The organism is Nocardia inohanensis NBRC 100128, from assembly GCF_001612945.1.
GTDB lineage: Bacteria > Actinomycetota > Actinomycetes > Mycobacteriales > Mycobacteriaceae > Nocardia > Nocardia inohanensis.
This window is the reverse complement of record NZ_BDBK01000001.1, coordinates 1,268,177-1,282,443: the sequence shown is the minus strand read 5'-3', so window position 1 is coordinate 1,282,443 and position 14,267 is coordinate 1,268,177. Positions and strand designations below refer to the sequence as shown.

Genomic DNA, 14,267 nt, shown 5'->3' with positions numbered 1-14,267 from the left:
GTCAGCACTTGCTGCCGCGAGCGACTCGGCGCCGGCAATGCCAGGGGAAATGCGGTGCGAGTTACGCAGCGACGCGGAGTCGGCGGCCGTGTGAACCGCGGACGGTGTGCGCCCCGGCGCGGACGATCAAGCGGGTGAGGGCCGCGGCGATGCTTTCCGGCTCTTCGAGGATGACCGAATGGCCGGCGCCCTCGATCAGGACGAGGTCGGCGTAGTCGACGCCGGCGGCCATGGCGATCGAATGAGATTGCGGTGTCATCAGATCGGCGGATCCGCACAGCACCAGGGTGGGGATGCGGGAAAGCACGGCGAGCGCGGCGGTGCGGTCGTACTCGGCGAAAGCGCCGAGGAAGCTCGCCATGGTCACGATAGAGGTTTGATTGCGCATGGCGTTGGCGAGGGCCAGCACGCGTGGATTGACCTTGCGGTCACCGAATTCGGCGAGCCGGACCACCGGCGCGAACACTTTGCACGCCAGCAGTTTCGCGCGTTGCATGGTGTGCGGAGCGACACGCACTGCGGCTTGGAAGAGAGTGATCGCCGGATTGCGCAGCAACCGCCCGAACCCCGATTCGGTGAGACCGTTCGCGGCGGACGCGATCAGGGCGACCCCCAGGACCCGGGTACCGATCTCGTGCGGGTACCGGCCGGCGTAGGTCAATACCGCCATGCCGCCCATCGAATGCCCGGCCAGGATCACCGGACCGCTCGGGACGATCGCGTCGAGCACATCGTGCAGATCGTCGGCGAGCTGCTCCAGATGGTAGGTGTGCCGGGCAGCGCGGCCGGAAGCACCGTGCCCGCGATGGTCGTAGCAGACCACCCGCGCCTCGGGATATTGCCGGGTCAGCGCCTCGCGGACGTACACCCACGACTCCGTGTGCTGGCAATGCCCGTGCAACAACACGACGGTGAGCGCCGCGTCGCGGCGGCCGAATTCACGAACCGTCAGCTCCACGCCGTCCGCGGTGCGAACCGTCGTGCGCCGCCGCATCGAGTGGTCGAGGGTGCTGACGGTCATCGGATGCTCCGGGGTTCGGCGGGTTGGTGTTCTCAGTGTTCGCCACACCCGGGCCCGGCAGCAGAGCCCCGAGGAGTCGATCAACACCGCCCGAGGTGGTGCCGATCCCCACCAAGGTGTTACCCGCCCGCTACGACGGATTGTGCTCGCGCAGGGCGGCGATCCGGCCGGCGAACTCCCGCTCGTCGATCTCGCCACGCGCGAACCGCTGCGCGAGCAGCTGCTCGGCCGTCGGTCCGGGCGGCCACGGCGACCGGTCCCGGTCGCCCGCGACGAGCCGCACGACCAGCACCAGCCCGCCGATCAGCAGCGCCCAGAACACCACCATGCCAAGGCCCATCCAGGCGTATCCCCACCCGTTCATGCCGTGGTCGTACCAGAACATCACGGTCTTCCTCCTGACGATCGGTCCCCGCCGAGACGCGTTGCGGGGGTATACCGTCAGCGTGCGCCGGCGGGCCACCGCCGCGGCAGTGCCGATGGCCATCGGCGCCGATTACCAAGGGCACGCCGACCGCAGTCCCCCTGGCTCACCGGGGTTTCCGCAGACGCGACGGCAGCTGCTGATCGCCCAGATACTCGCGGATCACCGTGAACGGTGCGGCGGCCCGGGACAGGCTCGGCGCTCGCGTTTGGACCGGATGCGGTTGCGCGGCAGCGGCTTCGAACCGCCGGCCGACCTCACCCGCCCATTTGTCGATATCCGGCCAGCTCCGCAGATCCGCTACCGGCAATACGCGCAGCGGTGAAGCGGGCAGCTTATTGAGCCAGCGGTGCACACCGTCGAGGCCGTCGGGATCCCAGCGCCCGCCGAACATTCCGACGCTCACCGGATGCAGCCAGTCGTACCGCCGCAGCATCGTGTCGAGCTGACCGGTGATCTGCTCCACCGGTTGCCGCGCGTCGACCTGACCGGTGGCGAACAAGGCGACCTGCCGATGGACCAGGTCCGGGCCGAAGCGGCCCAGGAACCTGCGCGCGGCTCGCGGCCAGCGCCCGAAGTAGAACGGCGCACCGACCACGATCGCGCGATAGTCGCCGATCGAACGCACTTCGCGCATGGCGCGGCAGTCCACCTCGAAGCCCGACGCCCGCAGTTCGGCGGCGATGCGCTGGGCGACCTCCGCGGTCGAACCGTGCGGGCTTTCGTAGGCGACCAGAATCAAGCCCTTCATCATCGAATTCCTTTGCGACGGAGACTCGTACCCGCCGATGGTCGCGCGGGCGAGCGGGCGCGCGGCAGGGTCGCCGGATACCGGTCGAGGTGACTATGGGCCACGATCCGCGCCACCGCCCGGTCGGTATCTCATGCCCGGAGGGTGACGTAATGCCCTGTGAGCCGGTAGGAATGCCGCTATCAGCCCGGCGCGGCGGTGCGCACACTTCGGGTATGAACATCGACGGCGATGTGCGAACCGCCCACGTACCCGATCGCGCGACCATGGTGGAGGCGATGCGGCTGGCTGCCCGTGCGCCCTCGGTGCACAACACGCAGCCGTGGCTGTGGCGGTTCGCCGACGGGCGGCTGACCCTGACCCTGGATGCCGACCGGCTGTTGCCCTCGATCGATCCGGTGGGCCGGCAGATGGTGATCAGCTGCGGAGCGATGTTGCATCATGTGCGCACGGCTTTCGCCGGTCTGGGCTGGCATACCGACGTCGTACGGGTGCCGGATGCCAAACGTCCGGATACCTTGGCGGCGCTCACATTCCGGCCCTGGCTGTTGCCGCCGGAGTGGGTGCACGCGCGGGTGCGGGCGATCGTCGGCCGGTACAGCGACCGCCTGCCGTTCCGGGCCGCGCCGGGCCTGGACGCGCTGCTGCCCACGCTGTTCCAGAGCGCCGCCCGGCATCACACCGAACTCGATGTGCTCGCCGAATCGGCGCGCCCGCGACTGGCCGCCGCCTCCCGGGAGATCGCGGCCGTGCGCGGTCACGATCTGCTCCACGAGGCCGAGTTGCATTGGTGGGCGGGGCATTCCGGTGGCGTGGACGGTATTCCGGCGTCGGCTCTGGTGTCGGAGGCCGAATCGGCGCGCGTCGGCATCGGCCGCGCGTTCCCCACCATCGCGCCCTCCACCCGCCGCCCCGGACTCGCCGATCACGCCCGCCTGCTGATGCTCAGCACCGCGGCCGACTCGGTCCTCGACTGGCTGCGCACCGGCGAGGCGCTCTCGGAAGTGCTGCTCGAATGCACGACCGCGGGCCTGGCCACCTGCTCACTCACCCATCTCGCCGAAGTGCCCGCGGGCCGCGATCTGCTGGCCGCCTGCATCAACCGCACCGCGCTGCCACAGGTGCTGATCCGCGTCGGCACCGCACCGGCGGATCCGCACCGACCGCCACCCACACCCCGCCGGCCGATCGCTGACTTCTGCACCGGCCTGCACTGATTCCCGCATTCGACGCCACCGAGATCAGGACGTAAGGCCCTGGCGCGGAGTACCCGCGCCGCCGACGCTCGACATCATGAGATCCCTCGCCCAACATCTGCTCTGGCTGCTCCCGATGCTCTGGCTCGGCATGGTCTTGGCCATCTCGTTCCTGGAAGCGCCGCTCAAGTTCCGGGCGCCCGGCATCACCCTGCCCCTGGGTCTGGGTATCGGCCGCATCGTATTCCGCGCTTTGAACACCGTCGAGGTGATGCTCGCGGCCACCCTGCTGGCGGCCGCCGCCACGGCCGCGCCGGGCGCTGCCGCCTGGTGGTGGCTGGGCGCGGCGGCCGTCATCCTTGCCGTCCAACTCCTGGCGGTGCGCCCGCCGCTGACCCGGCGCTCCGATCGCGTACTCGCGGGTGAGGTGCTGCCGCGTTCGCACGCCCACTACTGGTATGTGGGCCTGGAAATCGCCAAAGTCATTGCCCTGCTCGGCCTCGCGCTCACGCTCGCACCGTGAATCGTGCGCCACTGCCGGCCATGGATGCGTCGATCGAGTGGACGATCAGCGGCCCGATGGGGACTTTCGGCTCTGAAGACCCGGCCCGCTCCGATGCCAGACTCCGGGAATGCCAGCACGACATGTCACGGAATCCGAATCCGTTCTGCAAATTTCGACCGGTCACCACGTCTCGGCCGGCGGACCCGAATATGCCCGCGAGAAGGTCGGGCGGGCGCTGGCCTTCGCTCCCGCACCGGTCCTCTCCGCGCGGGTGCGCCTGAGCGGGCATCGCGACCCGGCGGTCCGGAATCCGATTGTGGCCCAGGCGAATGTGCATATGGCCGGGCGCACGGTGCGGGTCCAGGTCGCCGCCCCGACCACCAGGGCGGCCGTCGATCTGCTCGAGGCCCGGTTGGAGACCAGGTTCGAGCGGCTGGCCCGGCATTGGGAGGCCGTGCGCGGTCGCTTCCCGGCGGCCGGACCGCACGAATGGCGGCGCGGCACCCCGCCACGGTCGGCACTGCCCTACTTCCCGCGGGTCACCGAACAGCGGGAAGTGGTGCGGCACAAGGCGTACGCGCTGGCCGAGGAGACCTGTGAGGAAGCCGCGTTCGATATGGAGCTGCTGGACTACGACTTCCACCTGTTCACCGAATCCGGCAGCGGTATCGACAGCGTGCTGTACCGGGAGTCCGGCGGATACCGGCTCGCGCAGTTGGAATCCCGGCCCGAAGCCGTGCTGCGGGGCAGCGTGCCCTTCACCATCAGCCCGGCCGCCGCGCCGGTGACGACGGTCGCGGGCGCGATCGAACGACTGGAATTGACCGGGTGGCCGTTCGTCTTCTTCCGCGACGGCGACCGCGGCCGCGTCCTCTACCACCGTTACGACGGGCATTACGGGCTGCTCACACCGGCGGCCTGAGGGCGCTCGCGCCGATCAGGCCGCCGCTGTTCACAACTCGCCGGCGCGGTGCTACTCCGCCGCGTCGAGGTACACCGGCAACGCGGTGTGGCCGTTGGAGATGAAGCTGCCGATCGGGGTCAGTTCGGCCGGGTCCGTGGCGAAACGGAGATTCGGGAACTTGGCGAACAGCGCGGGCAGGGCGATGGCAGCTTCCAGGCGGGCCAGCGGTGCGCCGATGCAGTGGTGCGCGCCGTGGCCGAAGGCCAGATGCTGGTCTTTGGTGGCGCGATGGATATCGAACTCGTCGGTGGTGTCGCCGTGCACCTTCGGGTCGCGGCTGGCACCGGCGTAGGACGCGAGGATGGCCTCGCCCTGGGGGATGCGATGGCCCGCGATCTCGATGTCCTCGACCGCGTAGCGCAGCGGCAGATGCGCGACCGGAGCCTGGTAGCGCAGCGCCTCCTCGATCACGTCGGACCACGGCACCTCTCCCCCGGCAACGGCTTTCAGCTGCTCGGGATGGGTGAGCAGCGCCGTCACGGCCTGATCGAGGAGGTTGACGGTGGTCTCGTGCCCGGCGTTGATGACGAGCATCAGGGTGTCGACGAGTTCGGCGTCGGTCAGCGCCGAACCGTCGTCGTCCCGCTCGGCGATGATCACGGTGGTGATGTCGTCACCGGGATTGTCGCGGCGGTAGGCCACGAGTTCACCGATCAGGCGGCCCATTTCGAGATAGTTGGCCATCGACTGCTCGGCGGTGAAGGATCCGTCGAAGAACCCGTCGACGCACTTGTGGATCGGCCCGTCGAGGTGTTCGGGAATGCCGATCAGCCCGCTGATCACCTGAATCGGCACGGGGTAGGCGAAACGCTGCCGCAGATCGACCGATTCGCCCGCCGGGGTGGCGGCCAGGTCCTCGAGCAGATCGCTGACGATCTTCTCGATGCGTTCGCGCATGGCGCCGGTGCGGCGCGCGGTGAAGGCCGGCGACACCAGCTTGCGCAGCCGGCGGTGGTCGGTTCCGTAGGCGGTGAACATGTTCTCCGCCACCACCCACGGCAGCAGCGGCCAAGTTTCGGTGATCTCGCCGTTGCGGAAGGCGTTCCAGTGCTGCCGCGGATCCTTCGACACGCGCGGATCGGCCAGCAGACTCTTGAGAATTGCCTGGTCGGTGACCGACCACGCGATCACGCCGCCGGGCAGCTCGACCGGCGTGACGGGTCCGCGTTCGCGAATTCGGGCCGATTCACCTTGGATGTCCGCACCGGAGGTGTCCAGTACGAGGGGTGTCTGTTCCATCTTGTAGCGCTCCTCTATACCGCGCGGGCTGGCGCGGAGCTTGCGGGGAAGACCACCGGCAGCGCCACCATGGCCCGGTGGAACGGCCCGGGCCGCCACGAGATCTCGCTCTTCGCCACACCCAGCCGCAGGTCGGGCAGGATATCCAGGAGCTGATCGATCGCGTTCTGCACCACCACGTACGCCACCGACCGCGCGGGGCAGGCGTGCGGGCCCGCGCTCCAGGCCAGATGCGAGCGATTGCCGGTACGGTCGCCGCCGGCGATGGCCGGGTCGTTGTTGCAGGCCGCCAGGCTGATCAGGACGGGCTGGTGCGCGGGCAGCCAGGCATTGTCGATCAGGATGGGCTGGCGCGGAAAGCTGATGGAGAAGTTGGCCATCGGCGGATCGTTGAAGAGCACTTCGTCGAGCGCGTCGCGGGTGGAGAGACTGCCGCCGAGCACATCGCCGCCGAAGCGATCGTCGGTGAGCATGAGCAGCAGCGTATTGCTGATCAGGTTCTGCATCGGCTCGATGCCCGCGCCGTAGAAGCTGACCAGCTGATACAGCATCTCCTCGTCGGTGAGCGCCGAGGAGTGGTGCGCCATCCGGGAGGTCACGTCGTCACCGGGCTGGGCGCGCCGCAGTGCGATCAGCTCCAGCAGCGCCTCGCTGAGCGTCTGCATGCCCCAGGCGGCGTTGACGGTGTCGAAGAGCGCGGCCATGCCGGTGGCGACGCGATGCCCCAATTCCGCCGAGCAGCCGACCATTTCATTGAGTACCTGGAACACCAGCGGCAGCGCGTACTGCGACACCAGGTCCGCGGAGCCCTCGGTGGCGAAGGCTTCGATGAGCGGGGCGGCGATCCGCTCGACCGTGGAATGCACCGCGTGCAAATCGATTCCGTCGATGGCCGCGGAGTACGCGCCCCGGTAGCGGGCGTGCGCGGCGCCGGAATTGCGCAGCGCGTTCGGGTACCACTGCATCATCGGCCGGACCGGCGAGTCCTCCGGAATGGTCTGCTGCCAGGCGCGCGGATCGGCCGGGAAATGGTCCGGATCATTGAGGATGCGCAGCGCCGTCTGGTAGTCGATGACCAGCGTGGCGGGCACGTCCGGCGCCAGCTCGATGGGCACCATGGACCCGTACCGGCGGCGCATCTCCCGATAGGCGGCGTGCGGGTCGGCGGCGAATTCCTCGGTGCCCAGCAGGATTCGGGGACCCTCCACGGAGTTCGGCGAAGCGTGTCGCACCGGGCAGCCGCCCAGTGCCGGTCCGGCGGACATCTGCGTGTTCATCCCCTGGGTCAACTGCCAACCTCACAATCCTTGTCCGACAGCCGGTTTCGAAGGCGGCGCGGCGGCGAGCGAACCCGGCCGGCGCGCTGCACCTCGGCGGCGGGGGCCAGATTAGCAGCACGCGGGCGGGTCGCCCACCTTTGCGGAAGGATTGCAGGTCACCGGACCGACTGGTTTACCGGAACCAGTTGCGTTGAGCCCGTGGGTATCACGCGCGTTCAGGCGGCGGGATCGGGCTCCGGCTCCGGCTCGGCGGGCGCCGGCGCGGTAGCGAGATCGATCTGCTCACTGACATAACGGAATACGACCGCGATGACCGCCACCACCGGCACCGCCAGGAACGCGCCCACGATCCCGTACAGCGAACCGCCGACGGTGATGGCCAGCAGCACGACCACCGCGTGCAACTGCATACTGCGGCTCTGCAATACCGGTTGCAGCACATTGCCTTCCAGTTGCTGCACCACCACGATGATGGCCAGCACGATGAGCGCGGTGGTGAGCCCCTTGGCCACCAGCGCGACCAGTACCGCCAGCGCGCCCGCCACGAACGCACCGACGATGGGCACGAAGCCGCCGAGGAAGGTCAGCACCGTCAGCACCGAGGCCAGCGGCACCCCTAGGATCACCAGCCCGCCGCCGATCAGCACCGCGTCGATCAAACTGACCAGCGCCTGGGTGCGGATGAAGCCGCCGAGGGTGACCCAGATCCGATTGAGCACCTCTTCGATATGGCGGCCGCTCGGGCTGCCGAGGTGGGTGTGCAGCCACGGCAGCAGCTTCGGCCCGTCCTTGACGAAGAAGAACGCCAGCATGAGCACCAGGAACAGGGTGACGATCGCCGAGGTGGCGGTGCTGACGCCGGTGAACACGCCGGTGGCGATGCGTTCGGCGCTGGACTGCAACCGGGTCACGATGGCATCGACCGCCGAATCCAATTGCTCCTGGCGGATGTTCAGCGGCGGCCCCTGCAACCAATCGCGGACCTGATTGACGCCCTTGGTGGATTGCGCCGCCAGATCCGGCGCCTGGTCCACCACCGACGGCACGATCAGCGCGATCACCCCGGCCAGGATGCCGAGCAGCCCGAGCGTGGTGATGGAGGCGGCCAGCGCGGGCCGCAACCCGTGCTGGGTCAGCCAGCGGGTCGGCGGCCACAGCACCGTGGCCACGACCAGTGCCAAGGCCATGGGCAGCACCGCGACCCAGAACTTGGCCAGCAGATAGTCCAGGACCCAGGCGCCGGCCGCGATGGCGACCAGGCAGAGCGACCACTTTGCGAGCCACAGCATTCCGCGCCCGATGACCGCGCCACGGTCGGGCGGTGCGGGATTGCCGGTCCGGTCGGTATCCGTTTGCTTCGACGGCTCGCTCACGCCCCCAGTCTGGCATGACACACCGCGGAACCGGGCGAAGGCGACTTCTGAAACACGGGTACCGTGAGCGGGTGGCCACCCAAGTGTTTGCCAATTGGTAACCCTCATATGAAACAACGAACGCCGAAGCGCAGGGCCGTTCGATGAGAGGTGGGCTGTACCCGATGCCGCAACCGCAGGCCGATATCTCCCCCGACGCGTCCCCGCTGTTGCGGGCCGCGCTGGCGCCCCCGGCCCGCACCCTGGTCGACATCCTCACCGCGACCACGTCGGCCTACCCCGATGCCCCGGCCATCGACGACGGCGAGATCGTCCTCACCTATGCCGAGCTGCGCACCGAAATCGACCGGGTGGTGAGCGCGCTCACCGCCGCCGGGGTGCGCCGCGGCGACCGCGTCGGCGTCCGCATGCCGTCGGGCACCCGCGCCCTCTACATCACCATCCTCGCCGTCCTGCACGCCGGCGCCGCCTACGTCCCCGTCGACGCCGACGACCCGGACGAGCGCGCCCGCCTGGTCTTCGGCGAGGCGAAGGTCACCGCGATGGTGACCGCGGACGGTATCGAAACCCCGCGCGCCGCAGCGGCTCCGGGCTCGGCGGAGAGCACGGCAAGCCTGGCGGCCGAGTTCGATTCGCTCGACGTGGCCGCCGCCACACGCGACGCGCGGCTGCCCGACACCGGCGATGACGCGTGGATCATCTTCACCTCCGGCTCGACCGGCACGCCGAAAGGTGTTGCGGTCACGCATCTGAACGCGGCGGCGTTCGTGGATGCCGAGGCGGAGCTGTTCTTGCGGCAGGCTCCGATCGGGCCCGGGGATCGGGTGCTGGCCGGCTTGTCGGTCGCGTTCGATGCCTCGTGCGAGGAGATGTGGCTGGCGTGGCGGCACGGGGCGTGCCTGGTGCCCGCGCCGCGCGCGCTGGTTCGGACCGGCGCGGATCTGGGGCCGTGGCTCATCCGGCGGGAGATCAGCATCGTCTCCACGGTGCCGACGCTGGCGGCGACCTGGCCCGCCGAGGCGCTGGAAGCGGTGCGGCTGCTCATCTTCGGCGGCGAGGCGGTACCGCCGGAGCTGGCGGAGCGGCTGGCGGGCAATCAGGATTCCGAGCGCGAGGTGTGGAACACCTACGGGCCGACCGAGGCGACCGTGGTCGCCTGCGCGGCGCTGCTGGACGGCAGCTTCCCGATCCGGATCGGGCTGCCGCTGGACGGCTGGGATCTCACCGTCATCGATGCCGGCGGAAATCCGGTGGGCGAGGGCGAATCCGGTGAGCTGGTGATCGGCGGCGTCGGGCTGGCGCGCTATCTGGATCCGGCCAAGGATGCCGAGAAGTACGCGCCGCTGCCGTCGGTGGGGTGGGAACGGGCCTATCGCAGTGGCGATCTGGTGCGCAACGACAGCGCGGGCCTGGTGTTCCTGGGGCGTGCCGACGATCAGATCAAGCTCGGCGGGCGTCGTATCGAATTGGGCGAGATCGACAATGCGCTCCAGCATCTGCCGGGTGTGACGGGCGCGGCCGCCGCCATCCGAAGCACCAAGGCGGGCAACAAGATCCTGGTCGGATACCTGACCGGACCCGAAGCCGGGTACGACCTGGCCGCCGCCAGAGCGATCCTGGCGGAACAACTTCCGGCTCCGCTGGTCCCCCGCCTCGCTGTCGTCGCCGATATGCCCACCCGGACTTCGGGCAAGGTGGACCGCGATGCCCTACCGTGGCCGCTGCCCAAGGCAACCGCGGCGACCGCCGAAGCCGGGCTCTCGCCGACCGAGCAATGGGTTGCCGGACTCTGGGATTCGATTCTCGGGGCCGAGGTCAACGACCCGAACGCCGACTTCTTCGACCTCGGCGGCGGCTCTCTGGCCGCGGCGCAGCTGGTGACGGCATTGCGCGAGCGTCAGCCCACCATCGCGGTCGCCGACCTCTACGACCATCCCCGCCTGGGCGCCCTCGCCGCCTTCATGGACGCGAGCGCGCCGAGCGTGGCGGTGCAGGAACGGCGGGTGGCTCCGGTTCCGTTGCCCGCCCAGGTGTTCCAGGTGCTCGCCACCATTCCGCTCACCACGCTCACCGGTTTGCAGTGGCTGACCTGGCTGGCCATCGTCGGCAATATCGCCGCCTGGTCGGGCTCGCTGCCGTGGCTGCCGCACCTGTCGTGGTGGTGGACGCTGCTGGCGTTCGTACTGTTCATCTCCCCGCCCGGCCGCATGGCATTGTGCGTGGCCGGTTCCCGATTGCTGCTCAGCACCGTCGAAGCGGGCAGCCATCCGCGCGGCGGATCCGTGCATCTGCGGCTCTGGGCGGCGGTCCGGCTCTCGGAGGCCAGCGGTGCCGAGAACCTCTCCGGCGCACCGTGGATGGTCCCGTTCGCGCGGGCGCTGGGCGCACGCGTCGGCAAGGGCGTCGACCTGCACACCCTGCCGCCGGTGACCGGCCTGCTGGAACTCGGCGACGGATGCAGCGTCGAACCCGAAGTGGACCTGTCCGGCTACTGGATCGACGGCGACACTGTCCACATCGGACCGATCGTCATCGGCCCGGGAGCCGTGGTCGGCGCACGTTCGATCCTGCTGCCCGGCACCCGAATCGGCCGCAATGCCGAGATCGCTCCCGGCTCCGCGGTCTCGGGGAAGGTGAAGGCCGAACAGGAATGGGCCGGCTCCCCCGCCGTGAAAGTCGGTAAGGCCCAGCACCGCTGGCCCGCCTGGACGCCCGCCCGCGCCCCGCACTGGGTCGCCATCTTCGGCATCAGCTCCATGCTGCTGGCCGCCGTCCCCATCCTGGGCTTGGGTTCCGGCGGCGCGCTCATCGCCTGGTGGATTCGCGACACCACCACCCTCACCGCCGGTCTCGGGCGCGCCTTCGCCATCCTGCCGGTGGCCATGCTGGTGAGCCTGGGTGTGTACGCGGTGGTCACCATCGTGCTGGTGCGACTGCTGAGCATCGGCCTGGTCGAAGGCCATCATCCGGTGCGCAGCCGTGCGGGCTGGCAGGCCTGGGCCACCGAACGCCTGCTGGATTCGGCCCGCACCTTCCTGTTCCCGCTCTACGCCAGCCTGCTCACCCCGGGCTGGCTGCGCCTGCTGGGCGCGAAGATCGGCAAGAGCGTGGAAGCCTCCACCGTGCTGCTGCTGCCGAAATTCACCACCGTCGCCGACGGCGCGTTCCTGGCCGACGACACCATGGTCGCCAGTTACGAATTGGGCGGCGGCTGGCTGCGCATCGGCGAATCCAAGGTCGGCAAGCGCGCTTTCCTCGGCAATTCCGGTATGACCGCGCCCGGTCGCCGCGTGCCCAAGAACGGCCTGGTGGCGGTGCTTTCGGCCGCGCCATCCAAGTCCAAGGCCGGATCGTCGTGGCTGGGCAGCCCGCCGATCCGCCTGCGCCGTGCCGCCGAAACCACCGACACCGCCCGCACTTTCGATCCGCCGTGGCGGTTGAAGGTGGCGCGCGCGGTGGTGGAGACCTGCCGGCTGATCCCCGTCATGGTGACCTTCGGCATCGGACTGGGCGTGCTGTTCACCCTGGCCTGGCTGGCCCAGACCCTCGGGCATCTGGCGACCGCGCTGCTCAGCGGTCTGGTGCTGCTGGCCGCCGGGGCGATCGCCGGCGCCACCTCGGTGATCGCGAAATGGCTGCTCGTGGGGCGTATCCGCGCCGAGGAGCATCCGCTGTGGAGTTCGTTCGTGTGGCGCAACGAGGTCGCCGACACCTTCGTCGAACACGTCGCCGCACCCTGGTTCGCGCGCGCCGCGACGGGTACGCCGGTACTGAACCTCTGGCTGCGCGGGCTCGGCGCGAAGATCGGCCGCGGGGTATGGTGCGAATCCTATTGGCTGCCGGAGGCCGACCTGGTGACCCTCGGCGACGGCGCGACCGTGGAACGGGGGTGTGTGGTGCAGACGCATCTCTTCCACGACCGGATCATGGCCATGGACACCGTGACCCTCGGCGCGGGAGCCACTTTGGGCCCGCACTGTGTGGCGCTGCCGGCCGCGAGCATCGGCGCGGGCGCGACCATCGGCCCGGCGTCGCTGGTCATGCGCGGCGATACGGTGCCGCCCTCGAGCCGCTGGTGGGGCAATCCCATCGCACCGTGGACCGATCGCGCGGAGGTGAGCCGCTGATGCCGGGCAAGGGTGCCGACACGCCCATCGACGACTACCTGCCGCAGAACGGGAACCGCGGCTACCGGGTCTCGCGCTACGACCTGGAGCTGGTCTACAAGGTGGCGGCGAACCGGCTGGCCGCGCGCGCCGAGATCACCGCGGTCACCACCGAGGTGCGCGATCGCTTCGCGCTGGACCTGTCCCAATCCCTGGCGGTATCCAAGGTTTTCGTCAACGGCGTCAAGGCCGCGCGCTTCACCCATCAGCGCGGCAAGCTGACCGTCACCCCGCAGCAGCGGATTCCGGCGGGCGGCGTGCTGGCGCTGGTCGTGCAGTACGCGGGCCCGCCCAAGCCGATTCGCGGATTGTGGGGCGAGGTCGGCTGGGAGGAGCTGACCGACGGCGCGCTGGTGGCCAGTCAGCCCAATGGCGCGGCCTCCTGGTTCCCGTGCGACGACCACCCGAGTTCCAAAGCCAGCTACCGGATTTCGATCACCACCGATTCGCCGTACTACGCGCTGGCCAACGGCACCCTCATGCGCAAGCAGACCAAGGCCAGCCAAACCACCTGGGTGTACGAGCAATCCGAGCCGATGGCCAGCTATCTGGCGACCATTCAGATCGGGCAATATCGTAAGCAGCGGATCGACGCGCCGCGCGGATCGGTGCCGATGCAGGCGATTCTGCCGCCGCGGCTGCGCGTCGAGTTCGAGCACGACTTCGCCCGGCAGCCGCGCATGATGGAGGTGTTCACCGAGAAGTTCGGGCCGTACCCGTTCGAGGGATACACCGTGGTGGTCACCGACGACGAGCTCGAAATCCCCATCGAGGCACAGGGCATCTCGACCTTCGGCGCGAATCACTGTGACGGGCATCGGGGTTCGGAGCGGCTGGTCGCACACGAGCTGGCGCACCAGTGGTTCGGCAACAGCCTCACCATCCGGCGCTGGCGCGATATCTGGCTGCACGAGGGCTTCGCCTGCTACGCGGAGTGGATCTGGTCCGAGGCGTCCGGCGGGCCCAGCGCGGATCAGCAGGCCCGCGCGGCGCACGCCGTCCTCGCCCGTCTCCCCCAGGATCTGACGCTCGCCGATCCCGGTCCGAAGTTCATGTTCGACGATCGCGTCTACAAGCGCGGCGCGCTGACCTTGCACGCCCTGCGTCTCGAACTGGGTGATCGCGCCTTCTTCGATCTGCTGCGCGAATGGACCGCCCGCTACCGGCACGCCTCGGTCACCACCGACGAATTCACCGATCTGGCCGGGCATTACAGTGCCGGATCGCTGCGCCCGCTCTGGGACGGCTGGCTCTACGCGCGGCCGCTGCCCCCGCTCCCGCGGGAACACCGGCCCTCACGTCCGGCCTAGGAGTTCGCGGACTCCGCACGGACCGTGGCCCGCGCGGC

The 14,267-nt window shown here is 69.4% G+C and carries 11 protein-coding genes; 5 read left to right on the top strand and 6 right to left on the bottom strand.

Going from position 1 to position 14,267, the window contains the following annotated elements; all coding sequences use genetic code 11:
* Positions 1-61: 61 nt before the first annotated feature.
* The 3 genes from NI1_RS06285 to NI1_RS06275 form a co-directional block, all read right to left on the bottom strand.
* Positions 62-1,021 (bottom strand): alpha/beta fold hydrolase, encoded by a 960-nt coding sequence (locus NI1_RS06285; RefSeq protein WP_067814839.1) that lies wholly within the window; start codon positions 1,019-1,021, stop codon positions 62-64.
* A 130-nt stretch (positions 1,022-1,151) separates the two neighbouring features.
* Positions 1,152-1,406: an SHOCT domain-containing protein gene (locus NI1_RS06280; protein WP_439957226.1), complete on the bottom strand. Its 255-nt coding sequence runs from the start codon at positions 1,404-1,406 to the stop codon at positions 1,152-1,154.
* Positions 1,407-1,551: 145 nt separating this feature from the next.
* Complete coding sequence (locus NI1_RS06275) at positions 1,552-2,196, bottom strand: flavodoxin domain-containing protein (RefSeq protein WP_169815543.1); 645 nt, start codon at positions 2,194-2,196, stop codon at positions 1,552-1,554.
* A 215-nt stretch (positions 2,197-2,411) separates the two neighbouring features.
* On the opposite strand from NI1_RS06275, the gene NI1_RS06270 reads away from it, so the two are divergent.
* From NI1_RS06270 to NI1_RS06260, 3 genes are all read left to right on the top strand, one after another.
* On the top strand, positions 2,412-3,413 hold the full coding sequence (locus NI1_RS06270; protein WP_067814831.1) for an Acg family FMN-binding oxidoreductase: 1,002 nt from the start codon (positions 2,412-2,414) through the stop codon (positions 3,411-3,413).
* Between the two features lie 76 nt (positions 3,414-3,489).
* Positions 3,490-3,915: a hypothetical protein gene (locus NI1_RS06265; RefSeq protein ID WP_067814828.1), complete on the top strand. Its 426-nt coding sequence runs from the start codon at positions 3,490-3,492 to the stop codon at positions 3,913-3,915.
* Between the two features lie 109 nt (positions 3,916-4,024).
* Entirely contained in the window at positions 4,025-4,819 is a 795-nt protein-coding gene (locus NI1_RS06260) for a ribosome hibernation promotion factor (RefSeq protein ID WP_067814826.1), read from the top strand.
* Between the two features lie 51 nt (positions 4,820-4,870).
* Here NI1_RS06260 and NI1_RS06255 read toward each other — a convergent pair whose 3' ends face one another.
* The 3 genes from NI1_RS06255 to NI1_RS06245 all read right to left on the bottom strand — a co-directional run bounded on the left by NI1_RS06255 (position 4,871) and on the right by NI1_RS06245 (position 8,753).
* Entirely contained in the window at positions 4,871-6,100 is a 1,230-nt protein-coding gene (locus tag NI1_RS06255; protein WP_067814823.1) for a cytochrome P450 family protein, read from the bottom strand.
* A 14-nt stretch (positions 6,101-6,114) separates the two neighbouring features.
* On the bottom strand, positions 6,115-7,377 hold the full coding sequence (locus NI1_RS06250; RefSeq protein ID WP_084522731.1) for a cytochrome P450 family protein: 1,263 nt from the start codon (positions 7,375-7,377) through the stop codon (positions 6,115-6,117).
* Positions 7,378-7,595: 218 nt separating this feature from the next.
* Entirely contained in the window at positions 7,596-8,753 is a 1,158-nt protein-coding gene (locus NI1_RS06245; RefSeq protein ID WP_067814821.1) for an AI-2E family transporter, read from the bottom strand.
* 164 nt (positions 8,754-8,917) lie between these two features.
* Here NI1_RS06245 and NI1_RS06240 point away from each other — a divergent pair, with 164 nt between their 5' ends.
* A complete protein-coding gene (locus NI1_RS06240) occupies positions 8,918-12,880 on the top strand; it encodes a Pls/PosA family non-ribosomal peptide synthetase (protein WP_067814817.1) in 3,963 nt (1,320 codons plus the stop codon).
* Complete coding sequence (locus NI1_RS06235; protein ID WP_067814815.1) at positions 12,880-14,229, top strand: M1 family metallopeptidase; 1,350 nt, start codon at positions 12,880-12,882, stop codon at positions 14,227-14,229. The genes NI1_RS06240 and NI1_RS06235 overlap by 1 nt, the downstream gene beginning before the upstream one ends.
* Positions 14,230-14,267: the final 38 nt, after the last annotated feature.

Coding starts and splice junctions, on each gene's coding strand:
- NI1_RS06285 (WP_067814839.1), bottom strand. CDS start 1,021: ATGACCGTCAGCACCCTCGACCACTCGATGCGGCGGCGCACGACGGTT.
- NI1_RS06280 (WP_439957226.1), bottom strand. CDS start 1,406: ATGTTCTGGTACGACCACGGCATGAACGGGTGGGGATACGCCTGGATG.
- NI1_RS06275 (WP_169815543.1), bottom strand. CDS start 2,196: ATGAAGGGCTTGATTCTGGTCGCCTACGAAAGCCCGCACGGTTCGACC.
- NI1_RS06270 (WP_067814831.1), top strand. CDS start 2,412: ATGAACATCGACGGCGATGTGCGAACCGCCCACGTACCCGATCGCGCG.
- NI1_RS06265 (WP_067814828.1), top strand. CDS start 3,490: ATGAGATCCCTCGCCCAACATCTGCTCTGGCTGCTCCCGATGCTCTGG.
- NI1_RS06260 (WP_067814826.1), top strand. CDS start 4,025: ATGCCAGCACGACATGTCACGGAATCCGAATCCGTTCTGCAAATTTCG.
- NI1_RS06255 (WP_067814823.1), bottom strand. CDS start 6,100: ATGGAACAGACACCCCTCGTACTGGACACCTCCGGTGCGGACATCCAA.
- NI1_RS06250 (WP_084522731.1), bottom strand. CDS start 7,377: ATGAACACGCAGATGTCCGCCGGACCGGCACTGGGCGGCTGCCCGGTG.
- NI1_RS06240 (WP_067814817.1), top strand. CDS start 8,918: ATGCCGCAACCGCAGGCCGATATCTCCCCCGACGCGTCCCCGCTGTTG.
- NI1_RS06235 (WP_067814815.1), top strand. CDS start 12,880: ATGCCGGGCAAGGGTGCCGACACGCCCATCGACGACTACCTGCCGCAG.